The organism is Streptomyces sp. NPDC031265, assembly GCF_055570295.1.
Genome location: NZ_JBVIHM010000027.1, coordinates 17,692 through 36,024, shown reverse-complemented (window position 1 = coordinate 36,024; position 18,333 = coordinate 17,692). Strand labels below are relative to the sequence as shown.

Genomic DNA, 18,333 nt, shown 5'->3' with positions numbered 1-18,333 from the left:
CGCGGAATAAGGGTTTGCCGAGACGCTCCTGCCGGTTGACAGGTTCGGCCCGTACCCTGCGGGATGGGACTTGGGTGCCGCCAGCGGTCCCCGCCAGAGCTGGTGGGAACCCTCCAATCCCGGCTGGGCATCGTTGTGCCGGTCATGATCACCGGGTTCACCCGCACGGCCGCAGACTTGCAGGACGGGGTGGCCGACACGGCCGCCGCGTCCTTGTCCGTGACGACACCTGGGACACCACATCGTGAGCGAACGCGTCATTGCGCCCAAGAGCCGGGGCTTCCTGTTCCTCGACTCCCATCCCGGCGGTTGCCGACAGCTGGTGGACGAGATGTGGGAGGCCGTCCCCGCCCCGGTCACCACCGAGGGCGAAGGACCGGTGGCTCTGGTCATCGGCTCGTCCGCCGGGTACGGCCTGGCCGCTACGATCGCGGGCCTGGCCCGTGTAGGTATCCGCGGCATCGGCGTGTGCTTCGAGAAGGCGCCCGCCCGCCGCACCGGCACGGCCGGCTGGTATCGCACCGCCGCCACCGACCGGCTCGCCCGACAGCACGGGCGGGACATGGTCTTCCTCAACGGCGATGCGTTCAGCGACGCGATGAAGGAGCAGGTCGCCGACCTCCTCGCGGAGCGGTTCGGCGGACGGCTCGACTTCCTGATCTACTCGGTGGCCGCGCCTCGCCGCACCGACCCGGACACCGGCAACGTGTACGCCTCGGTCCTCAAGCCGATCGGCTCGCCGAACACCACCAAGACCCTCGTCTTCGACGAGTACGGCGCCCCGGAGGTCAAAGAGGTCACCACCGAGCCGTCCGAAGGCGACGACATCGAGCAGACCGTGGCGGTGATGGGCGGCACCGACTGGGAACGGTGGATCACGTTCCTGGCCGACCGGTCCCTGCTCGCCGACGGCTTCACCACCGCCGCCCTGTCCTACATCGGCTCGCCACTCACCGCGGCGATCTACCGGCAGGGCACCATCGGCGCCGCGAAGGCCCATCTCGAAGCCACCGCACGCACGTTGGACGAGCGCCTCGGCAAGACCTTGGGCGGCCGGGCCGTGACGTCGGTCAACGCCGCTGCCGTCACCCAGTCCTCCACCGCCATCCCCGGCATCGCCCTCTACGTCGGGCTGCTGCGCGGCGTCCTCGGCGACGCCATGGTGGCCCCGATCGGTCAACTAGTGCAGCTGTGGGACCAGCTGACCGGCGCCCGCCCCCTCGACCTCGACGACGAGGGCCGGGTCCGCCTCGACACCTGGGAACTCGACCCCGCCGTGCAGAACACCGTCGCCGAACGCTGGTCCACCGCCACCAGCGACACCATCACCGAACTCGCCGATCTCGACTGGTTCAGCGACGAAGTCCGCCGCCTCTACGGCTTCTCCGTCCCCGGCGTCGACTACACCGCCGCCGTCGAAACCGATGTCCCCTGGCCCACTCCCACCATCTGACCCGCGCCACGAATGGCGCCGATCGCGTCGGTGAAGTCGCGGGGTGGAGTCGAGGAAGTCGAACGGGTGCCCGTTGGACGGCGCCGGAGTGCGTCTGACTACCTGGTCGGGCGGCGTCTTGAACGCGTGGTCGTGTCCTGGCACGTGTACGGTACGGAGCCGCCGTCCGGCCCGTTGTGGCTGCCTACGGCGGATTTACGTTCGCTGCGGCCTGGTTGCCCCCCGGATCTCGTAGATGCGCCGGGTCGTGACGTTCAGCTCTTCCCAGTATTCTTGGTATTGAGGGACCACCGCAACCGCCCTGGCCTCCGTGGTAAAGGAGGAGCTGGCGTGGCACGGAGTGTCCGTCACTCCGTCGTCACGCGAGACTCTCCGGTGACGAAGGGAGCGACCATGAACGTCCACAACCGGCGGCGCACGCCGGCCCTCTTCTGCACGGCGCTGATGATCGCCGCCGGCTTGGCGGTGGCGCCCGGCGTAGCCGCGGCGCAGGCATCGGCCACGGCTCCGGGGCGGCAGTGCACTGTCCGTGACGGTTATCCGCCGGCCGCCCGGGACACCAGCGTCGGCGGCACTCCTACGAAGTACAAGTACACGTACTCCCCGTACATCGGCGGCCGGTACGACGGCTGCTCCCACACCCTCAAGCTGTACTACGGCGGCAATTCGAGCCCCCGGTGGGCCTACTACGAGGTGTCGTACGCCCGTCCGACAGGACGCGAATGGGGCACCTGGCAAGGGCGCATGGGAGAAAACCGCGTCGCGACCTGGGACAACCCCGAAATCGGCAGCTGGAACTTCAAGGTCCGAGCGTGCGCCCAGTCGATCGACGAGGGCCAGGGGCGTAACTGCACGTCCTGGTCCCCGCAGCTCTTCGTGTACACCGGCTCCGGCTGACCGGGTCATCACGCCGCTCACCGGCCGGTCACTTGAAGCCCGGCGCCGGTCCAGCTCGCTGTCCAGCTCCAGCTCCTGCTCCTCGGCCGCGGTCCGCGGTCGGCACGTAGCCGTTCCACCCCCTCAATGCCGTACGTGCCCGTTTGGCCCCCTCCGTCCGCTCGTCCGCCAGTCAGCAGCGTCGTGGCAGATGGGCCAAGTAGGCCACGTCAGTCTCCGTCGGAGCGGGAGAGCGCTTCGGTGATCAGGCGGGTGGCGAAGTCACGGTCGTCGGCGATGCGGTTGATGTGCTCCGCGAGCAGAAAGGCGGTGACTTCCAGGGCAGTCATCTCCTGCTCGGTCCAGTCTCCGTACTGTTGGCGCCACAGGCTGGGGCTCAGGCCGGTGCCCGCGGCGATGACCAGGCCGGCCATGGTGGGAATGGCCTCGGGGCGGACGCTCCTGGGCATCATCCGCATCGCGGCCACAAGGTTGGGCACCACGTATTCGATGACTTCCTTGCCGTGCTCCTCGTGGGCCTTCCGCAGCCACGTCATGAACATGTAGATGAGCGTGCAGGCGCCGTCCAGTAGGTCATTGGCCCCCTTCGAGCCCAGTGATGCGATGAACTGGTCGATCAGCGCCTCTTGTTCGGCGTCGGTCCCGCTCTTGCCGCTGTAGATCTCCTTGAGCCGAGAGTCGATGATCATCAGGGCCGCGCTCACATCGCCGGCAGGAGCATGCTGGGGACCATAACGCGATAACAACGGGTTCCTCCTCAGGCGGCCGCGATGGGCAGGGCGGCGTATTCGTACCGTAGAGGACCGAGGAGGCGGGGGTCCGGCAATCCCGTGAAGAGCCTGCGGCGGCCCCCTCGCCCACGGGGCTTCAGCCTGCCCACGACCTGCTCACCTGGCATCACTGCAGCACAATGTCCACGTAGTCGATTTCGGTGAACTCCACGACTAGGCCTTGCGTTCGACGGCCGTGGTCGGTATAGCCCACCGGGCCGCCTCCGCATGCCGGACCAGCGATCCGCCTGAGCCGGAGTCAGATCCCGTGCGACCACCTCGGGGGGACGAGCCTTTCGCTGCCGGCCAGTTCGGCGATCCTGCGGCGGTATTCGGTGAACTGGCCGATCTTGCGCTGCAATTCGATGTCTGTGTGGTCAATCTCTTCCGCCGCAGTACCCAAACGTACGAATGGGTTGGGCATCCAAGGGCACGCGCTGCCAGGCCTGTAGCGGTCCCGGCTCAGGAGTGCTCGACCGTCTGCCCCTCGGGTACCCGGCAGCAGCCGGACGTGACCTCGATGCCGATGGTCGGGCCCGGCGGGTCGGTGACGGTGCCGCGCGCGGCGGCACCGTCCGGGAGCGCCGCGCTACCGGGGAGCAGTGACGTCTCCATACCTGCCGACCACGACCAGCGCCTGGTTCTTCAGCGCGGTCGTGCCCGGGGCCCAGTAGTGGCTGTGCCCTTGCGAACTCTTGAAATGCTCGGGGCCGATGTTCTCGGCGCGGGTGTTCATCTGGTTCGCGCCGAAGACGTCGTCGCTGGGGATGATGAAGGTTCCGCCGCCGATCTTCCACTGGCTGCCACCGAGACCGAAACGGCCGACGTCGGGCACCTTGTCACCGTCGGCCTCCTCGTTCCACACATGTCCCTTCGGTACGTCCATCTGCCCGGCCGAACCGACCTTGACCCCCGGGCTTCCGGCGAAGATCACGTCGTCGGCGTTGAGATCGCCCTTCTGCGCCGCGGCCCCGATGAGGGTGCTGCCGTACGAGTGACCGATGGCCGTCCGGTGCGGTTCCCCGGGGCCGTTGTGGGAGGCGTCGAGGCCGTCCATGAACCGGCGGTAGGCCGGGGCGCCGTCGTAGGCGTAGTGCTCGAAGGGAGCGTCCTTGACGGGGTCATGGGGCGCGTCGTAGCCCAGCCAGGTGATGGTCGACACGGAGGCGCCCGGGGACGCCTGGTGGGTCTGGCGCCAAAGGTCGTTCATCTCGTGGATCTTGCCCGCGATGTTGGCCAGGTCGGACCCCGTGCCCGGCACGTACACAGCCTGGTGCTGCGCCGTGTCCGGGTTCCCGGTGGCGACGATGGCGCGGCCGCGCCCGTCGGGGCTGAAGCCGAGCAGGTATGCCTCGGGCAGCCCTCCGGTACCGGTGATGTCGAAACGGTTCTGGATGGATTCCATGCCTTTGAGGGAGGCGGTGAGGTGGCGGTAGTCGTCGCCGTACTTCCGGTCCCAGTTCGACCATGCGTCGGTATGGGTCTTGGCGGCCCCGGCGCGGGTCATCACATAGGTCCACTCGTTGGCGGGCGGTTTCGGGATCGCGTCCAGCCTGATCCGGTACTCGGCCTGCTTCTCGTCGAACACCATCCGGTTGGCCTCGTCCCTGACCTCGGCGGGCAGACCGTCGAGCTTGCCCACGAGGTCGGGGCTGAGGGAGAGGTACGCCTCCTGTTCCTGGGGGGTGAGACCCTTCCACCAGTCGGCGTTCTGCGCGGGAGTGGCGTCCTTCGGGGGTCCGCCGACGGAGTCCAGGTAACGCTGGCCGGCCTCCCGTACGCCTGCCATGTCCGACTGGGCGTCAGCGAGGTCGTGGGCAGAGACGGTGAGGTCGTCGTCGGCCTTCAGCGCCCGTATTCTCGGCGCCCACTTGGCGTCCGCCTCCGTCGCCTCTCTGAGGGCGGCGGCGATACGGTCCGCGAGGGCGATCGCCTCGGCGCGGTGGGGGTTGGGATCGGGGTCCAGCCGGGCGACGGCGGACTGGGCGCCGGGGGCCTGCGGCGCCGCGCCCGCGGCGACAGTGCCGCCGGGGGGCGGCAACTCGACGCTGTTGCGCGACTGCCCGGCCGGGTAGGTGACGCTGCCGTCGGCGCCGACCGTGAACCTGAACGTCTCCGCGTCGCCGAGCGCGGACAGGAGCTTGCCGCGGGCCACGTCCATGTCGTGGACGAACCCGTTGAGCGCGGCGCTCACCAGCCCGCACTCGATCTGCGTGTAGTGGAAGTTGGCCGACAGCTGCTTCAGCTCCGCGAGTGCGGCGTCCCGGGCCACCCCGCTGAGAGAACCGCGTATGCCGGCTGCGACGACGTTGTCGATGTGATCCTTGGCCGCGGCGGCCATGTTGCTGCTCGCGCGGTAACCGTCAGCCGCCTGTGCGAATTCGGACGGCTTCAGTGCCTTGAGCGTCGCGAGATCCACGGCAGCCCGTCACCGCCCCGGGCTCTGGCCACCGACAGCGGGTGTGTCGGCGTACCGGCTGTCGATGGCACCGAACGCGTCCCTCACGGCGTCGTCGGTCAGGAGAAGGTCGTGCCCGGTTCTCTCCAGCGCCTCCTTGACACTGCCGCAGCGCTCATCGACGCTCCTGAGGTACCGGGACCAGGAGTCGTACACGTCCTTCTGGGCCCCCGCGGTCAGGCATCCCGCGGCGTCGGCCCCCTGCTGCCCGTCGGCCAGCTGGGTCAGGGCCTTGCCCAGCCCTTCCTTCAGCCCTCCGACGCCCTCACCCGCCTTGTTCCACACCTGCTGGGTGGACTGCAGGCCCCCGGTGACACTGCTTGTCGCCGGAGCGGTCCCGTCATCGGACGGGTAATGGTTGAGCCGCGTCTGCGACCCGTGCCGCTGGGCGGCGTCCTGCTTCAGCTGTTCCCACTCGTCCCACGCCATGCGTGGTCTCCTCCCCCGTGGCCCCCGGACGTGCCCCGGGGTGTGTGGTCCCGCTGTGCCGCGCCCCATGAGAGGGCCGCCGCGGACCGTACGGACGGGAGCCCCACCCCCCTGGTGCCCTCACCGAGTGGCCCGATGTCTCCGCGCCTGGCCGCAGCGTGGCCCACCCTGGCACACCGCTTGAGACCGGCCCGGCTCAAATTGATCGCCCCGGACGGAGTCCCTCCGCACCGTCCGGGCAGCTCGGACCCTGTGGTGCCATGGAGACGAATGACGCTCTGTGGTACGGAAATTGGCCTGATGGGCCTCCAGGGAAACCAGGGTCTCCCCTCTGGACCCCTCCACAGGCCCCCGGAGCAGCTCCTCCCTGCGGACGCTTCCGCGAGCGAGTGGAGTGGGAGGGGAGCCGGTCATGACCCTGTGTGCGACAGGGGCGCGGGTGGCACAGCCGTCCCGCGATGCTTGATGGTGACGGCCGAAGCCTTGGCCAGTGCCACGGGGTTCAAGAAACGCAGCGGACCGATCAGGCGGGATGCAAACCGATGCATGTGCCGCGCCACCGACTCGTCGCGCGCTGCCGCCGAATACATCAGCCGCTCCATGGGTCGCAGCAGGGTTCCGGTCCCGTCGGCGCCGAGGGTGCGCGGGGCTGGGCCGGTGTTGCGTACCGCGGCGCGTACCAGGGCGGTGCGGTGCGTGGCGTACCGGAGCCCAAGGGTGAGCCGGAGACCGCCGCCGAGGTCGTACGCCTGGACCAGGGCTCCGGGGCCCGCGGTGAAGCGCGGCGTGCCGCCGCCGGCGAGATCCAGCGTGCGGCCGTCCTCGCTCAGCCGGATGCGGCTGAAGGCGGTGCTCAGCCACCAGGGGTACTCCTGCGCGATGTAGAGAGGGCCGGTGAATCCGCCGTATCCGGCCGGGTTGTCCGCCGCCGGCAGGGCGTAAGCATGCCAAGCCCCTTGGTCCGCGAAGATGTTGACCGGGTTGGTGTCCGTCTCGCCTCCGGGAAGCGCCGCCGGGAAGCGCCACCGCCGGGGTGCCCCTGAGGTCGAGTACGTCGTCATAGTCGTGGCCGTAGCCGGGTAAAGCCGTCTGCCGGGGCGGGGCGGCGGCCGTGGCCTGGATGCAGGTGGTCGCCACGGCCAGGGCGACGGTGAGGGTGGACAGGGCGGCACGGGGGTGGGGGCGCATCGGCGGATTCCAGTCTTCCGAGGTCCGAGTCCGAGACCCAGATCCGAGACCCAGATCCGAGATCCGAGATCCGAAGAGGGTGTTCGGCAGCCCGGACGACGGGCGGCGGCCTCCTGGGTGGGCGCGCCGGAGAAGTAGGCGGCCGTCAGGGCCTCACGGGCATGCACTCCGCGCGGGTCACGGGCCAGGTCGTCGACCGGCCGGCGCAGCAGAGCCCGCAGATCCTCGGCAGGGTCGGCGAAGGCCCGCCGCCAGGCGGGTGCGCGGCAGAGCACATGCGGCGAAGGTGGCGGGGTATCGCGCCAGGGCGGCAGGGCTTCGCGCACGGCTTGGTCGAACGCGGTGCGCGAGAAGCCGGAGGGCGCCCGGCGACCAAGCGCGCTGAAACCGCCCTGCGCTACGCGCCAAGCGAAAGATCCCACCGCTCGGCTGTCTTCACCCCACAGTGGTGACCATGCTGAACCGAGTAGCCGTCCTGTCCGATATTCACGGAGTCCTGCCGGCCCTGGAGGCAGTACTCGCCGAACCAGACGTCAGCACCGCCGATCACATCGTGCTCACCGGCGACATCACCGCCGGCCCGCAACCGACCCAGGTGCTCGACCTGCTGACCAGCCTCGGCCACCGCGTCAGCTGGATCAGCGGCAACGCCGACCGCGAACTCCTTGAATACCGCCTGGGGCAACGCGACACGATCCCGGACCCGATCGCCCCCTGGGCAGCCGCACAGCTCCGCCAGGACCATCTCGACCTTCTCAGCTCTTTGCCGCGATCACTCTCCCTGTCCGTAAGTGGCCTGGGAAAGGTGCTGTTCTGCCATGCCACCCCACGTGACGACGAGGAGGTCGTCCTGGTCGACTCCCGCCTCGACCGCTGGAAAGAAGTCTTCACCGGACTCGATACCGACATCCGCACTGTGGTCTGCGGCCACACCCACATGCCGTTCGTCCGCCTGGCTCACGGCCGACTTGTCGTCAACCCGGGCAGCATCGGGATGCCCTACGGACGAACCGGAGCGCACTGGGCCCTCCTGGGCCCGGGCGTCGAACTCCGCACCACGAACTTCGACACCGAGGCCGCCGTCACTCAGCTCGTCCAGGACTCCTCCTACCCCGAAATCGCCGAGTGGGCCGACTACTTCCTGCACGCTCGCGCCACCGACACCGACGCCCTCACAACCTTCGCCCCACGGGACGGACGCGACCACAGCCCGTGACACTCGCCTCCTTCGACAACGGCAGGTATCCGAACACCGACTTCATGAGCAACAGGGCCCACCGTCCCACGGGCCACCATCACCCTCCCGAGGTTCAACCGAGGTGTTGTCACGGCCAGTTGCCGATGCGCTCCGCGAATACACGCCCGATTGCGGCTGCGCGTCCACTCGCCCAACGGCAGCCGTGAGGCAGCGAACATTCCGCGATGATCCAACCGCGGGCCAGGACAGACCGGGGCCGCTGACGGCCACAGCACCCACCAGCCACCCGACCGTAATGGTCGGGTGACTGCGCCGCGCGTGCACCCGGTAGGGACCGCAGCGGCGACCGGTGCGTCGGCTGCGCCGGAATCCGGATCCGGTGACGGACTGCACCTGGACGGCGCCTGCCGGGCCGGGCGCGACGCGTCGGCACCGGGCAAGTGCGGGCTGTCCGCGGTCTCGACGCCGCAGGCAGCCCGCGATCGCTACTGCGCGATCGAGGTGACGGTGGTCCGAACGGGCGGGCAGGTCGTGGGGCGTGACGAATCCACTCCTCGGCCACGGCCGACGGTCGGTCTGCAAGCGCTTGTTCGTGCCCGGCACGATGGCTTCGGCCGGCGGCGGCGGGTCAGGCGGCGTAGCCGAGGCTCAGGGTGGCCACGATGGGCGCGAGGTACAGGACGGGGAAGGCGACGGTCTTGTAGGAGCGTGCCCGCAGCACGGTGACGACCGCACCCAGGAAGTACAGCACCAGGGCGATCCCGGCCGCGATACCGATCGCCGGGACCGCCAGACCGACCAGCAGGCCCACCGCGCCGGCCGCTTTGGCCACCCCCAGCAGGGTCCACCAGGCACGCGGGACGCCGTACTCGATCAGCGGCTGCGTCACGAAGTCAGCCCGGCGCAGGAGAGAGAATCCCGAGAAGCCGACCCAGGCCGCGGTGAGAACGGCGACGATGATGTATGCCAGGGACATCGGATACTCCTATGAGGGTTGCTTCAGCGGACGATCTGGAGCGAAGGCCACGCATCGCTGCGCGACCCCCACACCTCGCTGAACCGCGGCAACGCGCATGTGTGACAGCGCCAGCATGGAAATCTGAAAGATGTTCGGCCTGTGGCCGCCGAAGCGACGACCACGGCTGAACCGCCCCGCATCCCGAAAGCCTGTTGGAGGCGGCAGTCGAAGGCCGATGGGATGCGGGCCGCAAGTTCGGGGTGGAGACGTGCGCCGCCGATCTGGATGAGGCGCAGGCGGGAGAGGCCGTACTGGCCGTCGTTGAGGGTGTCCAGCCACAGCTGCGCGACAGCGGGGACGAGGGAGGTGACGGTGACCTTCTCGTTCTCGATCACTCGGAAGGCGTCGGCGGGGACATGGTCGTCGATCAGCACGACGGTGCCGCCGGTGGCGAGGGTGCCGACGATGCCGGGGCAGCCGAAGGTGAAGTTGGACTCCGCCGGGAGGGCTGCGAGGTAGACGTCTTCGGGGCCGAGGCCGATCAGTTCGGCTGCCGCCCGGGTCTGATGCGCATAGTCGTTGTGGGTGCGCGGGACGAGCTGGGGGGAGGCCCTGTTGCCGCCCGACAGCAAGAAGAACGCCACGTCATTGGGGTCGTACGTGTGGTCCGGGCCTCTCGGAGCGTCCACGGAGCGCAGGGGGAAGAACAGGCATCCGCTGGGGGCGGTGGCAAAGCCCCGTTGGGCGCCATCGAGGCCATCGAGGGTGAAGGCGCGGCGCGGACGCGGATGGTCGTCGCTGATCTCCGCCGCCATTCTGGCGTGGTCGAAGCCGCGGTGGAGGCTGGGGCCGATATAGGCAGCGGCTTCGGCGATACGGGCGAGGTGTCCGATCTCGTCGGCGCGGTGAGAGATGGACGCGAACACCGGGAGGGCACCGGCACGCATGAGGGCGTAGACGGTGATGACGAACTCGGGCACATTCGGGAGCTGGACGATGACCCGGTCGCCGCCGCGGAGCACGAGCCCGGCAGCCACGCGATCAACACGGCGGTTCAGTTCACGGTAGGTGAGGCGATGTCCGCCGTGGACGAGAGCTGTACGAGTGGCGTACCTGCGGGCGTGCTCGGCGAGGAGTTGGGGTGGAGCACCCCGGTAGTAACCGTGGTCGTAGTAGCGGCCGATGGTCTCGGACAGGAGCGGGGCACAGCCGTCCAGCATCTTTCGGACTCCTTCCCGGTATCACTCGGCACGGTTTCGGTCACGGCCGCCCGTGTCCCGGATACGCGCCGCCTCGGGCAGTAGAGGATCACCTGGGGAACTACCTGGGCAGCGGTGTGGTCGACCAACGACGGCATGGAGACCGCGGCAGCTTGGCGGTGCACTCAGGCGGAAGACTTCCAGCGCCACGCTGCCCCGCACCTCGCCTAAACGCGGCTCGATTCGTTTGACGAACCCTGTAGCCCCCCCGAAAGGGGGCCTCCCTGGTCCGGCGGACGGGCCGGCACGCCGCACGTGCGGCCCCTGCCGAGTGATCCCCACGCGCGGCTAGGATGCGCGAGATTTTTGAATCTGACAGGGGGAGACATGAAACGCATCCTCATACCCGGCCGACTGCGCACCGCAGTCGGCGCGTTCGCCGTCGCCACGGGGGTGCTCACCGGGATGCTCGTCGGACCCGTGGATACCGCGAGCGCCGCCACGGTGACCACGGGCCCGGTGTTCAACGATCCGACCGGTGACAGCGCGGCACAGCAGGCGATCCGTAGCCAGGTCCGGTCCGTCGTCGCCAACGCCGACAGCGGAACCTCGCTGCGGCTGGCCATGTACCACCTGTGGGACGAGACCGTCGCGAACGAACTGGTCGCCGCGAAGGCGGACCGCGGCCTCAGCGTCAAGGTGGTCCTGGACGCGAGCACCCGCGACTACCCGCAGGCGTACGACATCTTGCGGGCCGCTCTCGGTACGGACACCTCGCAGAGCTCGTACGTGAAGCTCTGCGCCACGGGCAGCTCCTGTCTGGGGCCGGCGGGGACCGGCATCAACCACAACAAGTTCCTGCTGGCCGGCAGTGTCGGCGGCGGCGCCCAGAAGAACGTCGTGATGCAGCTCACCTCGAACCTGACGCCCTCCAACTACACGCGCTACTGGAACAGTTCGATCACCGTCGTGGGCAACACCGAGCTGTACGGCGGCTACCTCTCCTACTTCGACAAGCTTCCCGCGCAGAACCGCAGCGCCTGGTCGTACACGTACGGCAACGCCGGTGAGTATAAGTACTACTTCTTTCCGCGCGCGGGCACCGACGCAACCACCGACACCGTCGTGAACGCGCTGGACAACATCACCTGCCGCTGGACCGACACCGCCGGCTCGCACCGTACGACCGTCCACGCGGCCATGTTGAAGATCAGCCGTCAGGACGTTGCCGACAAGCTGCGCGCACTCGCCGGGGCGGGGTGTCTGATCGACCTCGTCTACAGCGAGACCGACACGGGGACGTGGAACGCCCTGCACGGGGTCTCCGGCATCACCAACCGCTGCTACCAGCACGATGACGACGCCGACAGCACCACCCCGAACCGCATTGTGCACTCCAAGAACGTGCTGGTAGACGGTATGTATGCGGGCAGCGTCCAGAAGCTGATGTGGACCGGCAGCCACAACTGGAGCGGTCCGGCGCTGCGCGACAACGACGAGGCGATGCTCCGTATCACCACGCCCTCCGTCTACAGCGCGTTCGAAGCCAACTTCCAGGCGGCACGGGCCGCGGCCGTGCCCGGCACCAGCGACAACGTCACCGCCTGCAAGAGCGAGTAGCGGCGCATCTGCGGCTCTTCGACACGCGGTGTCGATCCGGTCCGTGTGGGACCGGACCTCGGGCGAGTACTCCTTGTCCCGGTCCGCCCAGTCCGGCTCGTCTTCGGGGCCGGTGCGGGGATCGAAGTCCTCGGCGTACAGGTCGAGCAGGTCGATGTGTATCCGGCGTCCACCAGCACGTTCGCGGGCGCGATGGGCGGTCTGGGCGGTGAGGGAGTCGCCGCGGGGGTGGGCGAGGACCAGCAGAGCGTGCTGTGCCACGGCCGTCACCCGTCCAGCCGGACGAGCATCTTGCCGGTGTTGGCGCCGCGCATCATACCGAGGAAGGCGGCCGGGGCCCGGTCGATGCCCTCGAACACGGTGTGTTCCGTGCGCAGCGTGCCGTCGGCGAGCCAGCCCGCAGCGCGCCCGATCCACTCGGGGAAGAGGTGGAAGTAGCTGCTGACCAGCATGCCGCGCAGGTTCAGCTCCTTGGCTGCTGCCTGGAAGAGGTTGTCGGGTCCGGCGGCCGGCTCGGTGGCGTTGTAGTCGCCGATGGCGCCGACCAGTGCGATCCGGCCACCGGTGCGCATCGCGCCGATGGCTGCCCGCAGGTGGCCGCCGCCCACGCTGTCGAGGTATACGTCGACGCCCTCCGGCGCGGCCTGGGCCAGTTGTTCCTCCAACGAGCCCGCGCGGTAGTCGATGGCAGCGTCGTACCCGAAGTCCGTCACCAGCTTCTTCGTCTTCTCGGGCCCGCCGGCCGAACCGATCACCTTGGACGCCCCGAGCTTGCGGGCCAGCTGTCCCGCGACGCTGCCCACCGCCCCGGCGGCGGCGGAGATGAACACCACGTCGCCTTCACGCACCGGTGCCACCTCGGTCAGCGCCGCGTAGGCGGTCAGGCCGGTGGTGCCCAGGGCGCCCAGGTACGCCTGTGCCGGAGCCAGGTCGGTGTCGATGACGGTCGCGGCGGCGGCGTCCAGCACGGCGTACTCACGCCAGCCCAGGAAGTGGGAGACGGTCGCGCCGACCGGCACGGCGTCGGACCGCGAGGCGACCACCACGCCTACCGCACTGCCCTCCAGCGCGGCGCCGAGGGGGAAGGGCGGGATGTACGACGGCACGTCGTCCATACGGCCGCGCATGTACGGGTCCACCGACATCCAGGTGTTGCGGACGACGATCTCGCCCTCGGCCGGTTCCGGCACGTCGGTGCGGACCAGGTCAAAGCTGCCCGCAGTGGGCTCGCCGACCGGGCGCGAAGCGAGCCGGATCTCGCCGGAGACGAAGTTCGTCGTGTTCGTCGTGTTCGTCATGTTCTCGGCGTTCATTGTGGTCGCCGTGTTCACTGTGGTCGTCGGGTTCGTCAGGTTCGACATGGTGGGTTTCCTCTTCCGTTCAGTGGTGCCCTTCTCGTTCACAGGAACCACCTTGCCGAGGGCCGCGCACGAACTGCTGACGGTCCACGCACGGGCACGCATGGGCCACGCACGGGCCGGAACAGGGCGGGCGCTAGCGTGGCGCCATGCGTTTCGAAGTGCTGGGCCCGCTGCAGGTCCGTACCGACGAGGGGGCCCCGGTCACGGTGCGCGTCTCGCCCGTCGACGGCACCGGGTCCACTACACCGAGCTGGCCGAGCGGTCGGAGCCGTGGCTGTACGGCCCCGACCAGCGCCGATGGCTGCGACGGCTCGACAGCGACAGCGCCAACCTGCGCTCCGCACTCGCCGACGCGGCAGCGGGACCCGACGCGGACGGCAGCGCCGACGGTGCCGCCGACCTGGCGGTGCGCCAGGTCAACGCGCTGACCTGGTACTGGTTCCTACGCGGCCGCCTCGCCGAGGCCCGGCGGTCGTTCGACATGGCGCTGAGTTGCGGCGCCCCCGGCGACGACGTGCCCGCCCGCGACCCGCGCTCCCGTGCGGCCCGCAGCAGCGCGCTGGCCCGGCAGGCCGCGTTCACACTCCTGGCCGGCGACGACGCGCAACCGAAGCAACCGACGGACGGGGAGTACGACGAGGCAGACGCCAGGGCCCGATGGTTCCTGGCGCTCGCCCGGTGCGGGTTCGCCGACCCGTCGGTCGAAGGTCAAACCGCCGGTCTGCTGGCCGAGTTCCGCGACGGCGACGACCGCTGGGGCATGGCCGCGACGCAGAGCACCCGCGCCACCGAGGCCATGTACCGGGGCGACCTCACCGGCCTCAAGCGCCACGCCGTCGACAGCGCGGCACGCTTCGCCGAGCTCGGCGACAGGTGGGGCCAGCTGAGGGCCGCCGAACAGCTGGGCGTACTGGCCGAGATCGCCGGGGACTACGATGAGGCCGCCCGTCTGCACCGCGACGGTGTGCGCATCGCGGAGGAACTCCAGCTCTGGACGGACGTCTCGTTCCGGTTGTCCAGACTGGGCAGGATCGCGCTGCTCACCGGCGAGTACGCGTCCGCGGCGGAGCTCCACGGGCGGGCGCGGCGGCTGGCCGCCGAGCAATCCCACCGGCCCGCCGAGCAGTTCGCCGCGACCGGACTCGCCCTCGGAGCCCGCAGACAGGGCGACCTGGACGCCGCCGAGGCGCATCTGCACCCCTGGCTGGAGTGGAACCGCAGGCAGGGCGTGGATTCCGGGACGGCCCTGATCCTCGCGGAGCTCGGCTTCGTCGCCGAGCAGCACGGAGATGCCCTCCAGGCACAGGCGCTGCATCTGGAGGGCATGACCGCAGCACGCGGGACAGGCGATCCCCGGGCGGTCGCGCTCGCGCTCGAAGGGCTGGCGGGCGCGCAGGCACTCGCGGGGCGGCCCCGCCACGCCGCCCGGCTGCTCGGCACGGCCGCCACCGTACGGGAGTCGGTCGGCGCACCACTCCCCCGGGCCGAACGCGGCGACGTCGACCGCGTCACCGAGCGCGCGAGAGGAGCCCTGGGCGAGGACGCCTTCGCCACCGCTTTCCAGCACGGCCGCGGCCTGCAACCCGACGACCACCTGCGGGACTTGCCGCCGCCGGCCGCGACCGACCTGAGCACCGGAACAACACTCCGGCCTGGTCACTGACTTCACATGCCTGCTGTCGGGCAGGTCGGTGGGCAGGTACGGGCGCCGGTAGCCGCTGATGGAGACGCCGCCGCAGTGAACGGTGGGAGCGGCCCATCCCTGCGAGGCTCGGAACGCAGTTGCACCCTCGTCCGGGCAGCCCCTGTGGTAGCCACTCCCACGCGGCCGCCCAGGTGCGCGTAACGGTTCAGCGGCGATGCACAACGGGTGGCGGGCGTATGTGACCGGTACCTTGCTGTGGGGATGGCAGGGCCGGGTCGCCCGTGCAAGCGCGGGTGGATCAACCGGGCGGTGGCAGACGCTGCTGGCCTCGTACCGCACGCGACAGCTGCCTGAGCGGTGCCCTCACTCGCACGGCCAGACAGCCCCTCGTAAACCTACGGAACGGTGGGCACCGCCCCCACCCTGCGGCTCGCCCGGCTAGGCGCGGCAGCGCAGCATCTCCAGTGGCGGGTTGGCGAGAAGGTCCGCCCAGAAGTCCTCGCCGAACTAACGGATGCCCGCTTCGGACACCTGCAGCGGGACCCATTCCACCCCACTGAAACCGGCCGCCCCTGTCGAGTTGTGCTTCACGACGACCACTCGCCGCATGCCCGCACGCCCCGGTGTTCGATCCAGATCGCATCAAGAGCGCACCAGGAACGGAGCACATGACGCAGCTCACAGGGAAAGGGTGACAGGACGTTGTCGCGGGGAGCTGCGAATGTCGGCGGCATGACGATCACAGATGAGGACTGCCTGCCCGAGACCCTGGCGTTCAACGAGCAATTCGAGGCTGCCGCCGCAGGCCGTCCAGCTCGAGGGAAGGCGCCGAGTGCAGCCACGCTGGCGCTCCTGCGGGGCAACCGGCTCGGCGGTGACACGCCACCGGTAAGACTGCCGTACGGCCGGGACCGCGTCGTTGAGGGCGGACTGAAGGTGCGGGTCTTCGTGCCGGACCATGTCGACGGCGTGTACCTGCACATCCACGGCGGCGGCTGGGTGTTCGGGTCCGCCGATGGGCAGGACGAGCGGCTCTGGCGGCTCGCCGAGCAGGCACGGCTGGCCGTGGTGAGCGTGGAGTACCGTCTCGCGCCGGAACACCCCTTCCCCGCCGGGCCCGACGACTGCGAAGCGGCTGCCCGGTGGCTGGTGGAGCACGCTGAGGCCGAGTTCGGTACGGAACGGCTGCTGATCGGCGGTGAATCGGCCGGTGCCCACCTCAGCGTCGTGACGCTGCTGCGTCTTCGCGACCGGCATGGCATCACCGGCGCGTTCCGGGCGGCTCACCTGCTCTTCGGCCCCTACGACCTGTCGATGACACCAAGCCAGCGGTTGTTCGGCTCCCGGCAGCTGCTGAGCAACACCGACTCGATGCGGAGCAGTTGTGAGCTGTTCACGCCAGGGTTGGGGCCGGAGCAGCGCCGCGATCCCGAGGTGTCGCCCCTGTTCGCGAGCCTGACCGGGCTGCCGCCCGCCCGGATCGTCGTCGGCACCGAGGATCCGCTGCTGGACGACTCGCTGTTCCTGGCCCAACGGTGGCAGGCGACGGGTGCGCCCGTGGAGCTCGGCGTCGTCGCCGGCGCGATGCACGGGTTCACCCTGTTCCCCCTGACCATCACCGAGCGGGAACTGCGCCGCCAGCGGGACTTCCTGGCCACCGCGTGACGGTAGCGTCAGCGGCATGAACCGAACTGCCCGGCTGTACGCGCTGGTGGAAGAGTTGCGCGCGGCGGCGCCGCGGCCGTTGACGGTCGCGGCGCTCGCCACGCGGTTCGACGTCAGCACGCGCACGGTGCAGCGTGACCTGCAAACCCTGATGGAGACCGGTGTCCCGGTGCGCTCCATACCCGGGCGAGGCGGCGGCTGGTCGATCGACCCGCAGATGACCCTGCCCCCGATCCACCTCACCGCCGACGAAGCCTCGGCACTGACCGCCGCGCTCGCCGCCGCCGACGCCTCCACCCCCTACGCCGACGCTGCCCGCACCGCAGCCCAGAAGATCACAGCCTCGATGACCGGCCCCGCCTCGGCGGCGGCCCAACAACTCGCCGCACAGATCGTTACCCTGCCCGCACGAACCGACTCCACCATCCGTTCAGCGGTGGAGCAGGCCCTCGCCGACAACATGGTGCTACGACTGTCCTACAGCGACGCGGCAGGACACGAAAGCGACCGCGTCGTGGAACCAGCCGGACTGCTCACCGCCGACGGCCGCTGGTACCTCATCGCCTGGTGCCGCACCCGCCGGGCCGGCCGGGGCTTCCGGCTGGACCGGATCGCGGCAGCGGCTCCCACTGGCGAAGAAGCCCAAACCCATGACCTGACCGAACTACTACTCGGCTCGGCCGCCGCCAGTGCGGTGCGACCCGCGGCGCTGGCCTCGCTCACACCCCGACCATGAGAATCCGAAGGCGAGGAGGTGCAGCAGCCTTCTGAGCAGGCACCGTGTAGGAGTACGAGTGCAATGCGGCGGGGGCTGGGGCAGATGCGCCAGGGGCCGGCGCGGTCGTCTGCGGCCAGGGCCTGTTACGCAGGCGGATATTGACGCTCCGTGCCGTTACCTGGGAGGTAATCGCGCCGATCTGTCGGCGCTGGCGAGAATGCTGATCTCGCCGCGTCAGTCGGACGCGGATGTCGGATCGGAGTGATGAGTCGTGTCCATAGCCGCACCCGCAACCACCCGCACTGTCGTGGAGGAACTCTTGCGCCGGATCGGCGAGGGCGATCCCGCGCGCATCGCTGAGATGTATGCCGAGCGGGGCGACTGGAAGCTGGACTGGCCGGAGGCCGAGCACGGCCGTACCGCCACCCCATGGATACGTCACCGCTCCACCCGCGCCGATGCCGCCGCCCACTACCGCGAGCTTGCCGAGCACCATGTGCCTGGGCAGGCAGCGACCGAGGTCGAGCGTATCCTCGTCGATGGCCGCGACGCAGTCGTACTCGGCGAGATCCGTCAGACCGCCCGCTCCACCGGACGTGCTTACCGCGCTCGGTTCGCTTTGCACCTCACCGTCGAAGACGGCCTTGTCACCCGGCACCATGTCTACGAAGACAGCCTTGCCGTCGCCCAGGCGTTCGACACGAGGGGAACCGAATGAGACTTGCCGAGATATCCGTGAAGTTCACGGTCACAGCCACTCGTTGAGGACTGCGA

16 protein-coding genes and 1 pseudogene are annotated in these 18,333 nt (G+C 69.6%); 8 read left to right on the top strand and 9 right to left on the bottom strand.

Annotated features, from left to right (window positions below):
• Window positions 1-244 precede the first annotated feature (244 nt).
• On the top strand, window positions 245-1,453 hold the full coding sequence (fabV, locus tag ACZ499_RS31555) for an enoyl-[acyl-carrier-protein] reductase FabV (RefSeq protein WP_468679611.1): 1,209 nt from the start codon (window positions 245-247) through the stop codon (window positions 1,451-1,453).
• A gap of 393 nt (window positions 1,454-1,846) precedes the next feature.
• Complete coding sequence (locus ACZ499_RS31550) at window positions 1,847-2,350, top strand: hypothetical protein (RefSeq protein ID WP_468679610.1); 504 nt, start codon at window positions 1,847-1,849, stop codon at window positions 2,348-2,350.
• A gap of 209 nt (window positions 2,351-2,559) precedes the next feature.
• On the opposite strand, the gene ACZ499_RS31545 is transcribed toward ACZ499_RS31550, so the two are convergent.
• The 5 genes from ACZ499_RS31545 to ACZ499_RS31525 form a co-directional block, all read right to left on the bottom strand.
• Entirely contained in the window at window positions 2,560-3,096 is a 537-nt protein-coding gene (locus ACZ499_RS31545; RefSeq protein WP_468679609.1) for a hypothetical protein, read from the bottom strand.
• 486 nt (window positions 3,097-3,582) lie between these two features.
• Window positions 3,583-3,735: a hypothetical protein gene (locus ACZ499_RS31540; RefSeq protein ID WP_468679608.1), complete on the bottom strand. Its 153-nt coding sequence runs from the start codon at window positions 3,733-3,735 to the stop codon at window positions 3,583-3,585.
• Window positions 3,710-5,539, bottom strand: a complete 1,830-nt coding sequence (locus ACZ499_RS31535) for an alpha/beta hydrolase (RefSeq protein WP_468679607.1) — start codon at window positions 5,537-5,539, stop codon at window positions 3,710-3,712. Before ACZ499_RS31535 ends, ACZ499_RS31540 begins: the two co-directional genes overlap by 26 nt.
• Window positions 5,540-5,548: 9 nt before the next feature.
• Window positions 5,549-6,007: a hypothetical protein gene (locus ACZ499_RS31530; RefSeq protein WP_468679606.1), complete on the bottom strand. Its 459-nt coding sequence runs from the start codon at window positions 6,005-6,007 to the stop codon at window positions 5,549-5,551.
• Between the two features lie 410 nt (window positions 6,008-6,417).
• Window positions 6,418-7,068, bottom strand: coding sequence for a hypothetical protein (locus tag ACZ499_RS31525; protein WP_468679605.1), 651 nt, complete (start codon window positions 7,066-7,068; stop codon window positions 6,418-6,420).
• A gap of 581 nt (window positions 7,069-7,649) precedes the next feature.
• On the opposite strand from ACZ499_RS31525, the gene ACZ499_RS31520 reads away from it, so the two are divergent.
• Entirely contained in the window at window positions 7,650-8,411 is a 762-nt protein-coding gene (locus ACZ499_RS31520) for a metallophosphoesterase family protein (protein ID WP_468679604.1), read from the top strand.
• Window positions 8,412-9,021: 610 nt separating this feature from the next.
• On the opposite strand, the gene ACZ499_RS31515 is transcribed toward ACZ499_RS31520, so the two are convergent.
• Entirely contained in the window at window positions 9,022-9,369 is a 348-nt protein-coding gene (locus ACZ499_RS31515; RefSeq protein WP_468401994.1) for a DoxX family protein, read from the bottom strand.
• 23 nt (window positions 9,370-9,392) lie between these two features.
• Window positions 9,393-10,571: an AMP-binding protein gene (locus ACZ499_RS31510; RefSeq protein WP_468679603.1), complete on the bottom strand. Its 1,179-nt coding sequence runs from the start codon at window positions 10,569-10,571 to the stop codon at window positions 9,393-9,395.
• 366 nt (window positions 10,572-10,937) lie between these two features.
• Here ACZ499_RS31510 and ACZ499_RS31505 point away from each other — a divergent pair, with 366 nt between their 5' ends.
• Complete coding sequence (locus tag ACZ499_RS31505; protein ID WP_468679602.1) at window positions 10,938-12,170, top strand: phospholipase D-like domain-containing protein; 1,233 nt, start codon at window positions 10,938-10,940, stop codon at window positions 12,168-12,170.
• 266 nt (window positions 12,171-12,436) lie between these two features.
• On the opposite strand, the gene ACZ499_RS31500 is transcribed toward ACZ499_RS31505, so the two are convergent.
• On the bottom strand, window positions 12,437-13,468 hold the full coding sequence (locus tag ACZ499_RS31500) for an NADP-dependent oxidoreductase (RefSeq protein WP_468679601.1): 1,032 nt from the start codon (window positions 13,466-13,468) through the stop codon (window positions 12,437-12,439).
• On the opposite strand from ACZ499_RS31500, the gene ACZ499_RS31495 reads away from it, so the two are divergent.
• Complete coding sequence (locus tag ACZ499_RS31495) at window positions 13,449-15,194, top strand: hypothetical protein (protein ID WP_468679600.1); 1,746 nt, start codon at window positions 13,449-13,451, stop codon at window positions 15,192-15,194. The genes ACZ499_RS31500 and ACZ499_RS31495 overlap by 20 nt on opposite strands.
• 420 nt (window positions 15,195-15,614) lie before the next feature.
• On the opposite strand, the pseudogene ACZ499_RS31490 reads toward ACZ499_RS31495, so the two are convergent.
• Window positions 15,615-15,746: pseudogene (locus tag ACZ499_RS31490) on the bottom strand (class I SAM-dependent methyltransferase); the annotation flags it as partial.
• A 162-nt stretch (window positions 15,747-15,908) separates the two neighbouring features.
• Here ACZ499_RS31490 and ACZ499_RS31485 point away from each other — a divergent pair.
• From ACZ499_RS31485 to ACZ499_RS31475, 3 genes are all read left to right on the top strand, one after another.
• Window positions 15,909-16,841, top strand: a complete 933-nt coding sequence (locus ACZ499_RS31485) for an alpha/beta hydrolase (protein ID WP_468679599.1) — start codon at window positions 15,909-15,911, stop codon at window positions 16,839-16,841.
• 16 nt (window positions 16,842-16,857) lie between these two features.
• A complete protein-coding gene (locus ACZ499_RS31480; RefSeq protein ID WP_468679598.1) occupies window positions 16,858-17,577 on the top strand; it encodes a helix-turn-helix transcriptional regulator in 720 nt (239 codons plus the stop codon).
• A gap of 253 nt (window positions 17,578-17,830) precedes the next feature.
• The gene (locus ACZ499_RS31475) at window positions 17,831-18,277 is read left to right on the top strand and encodes a nuclear transport factor 2 family protein (protein WP_468679597.1); all 447 of its coding nucleotides are present in this window, start codon (window positions 17,831-17,833) and stop codon (window positions 18,275-18,277) included.
• The last annotated feature ends 56 nt before the right edge of the window (window positions 18,278-18,333 follow it).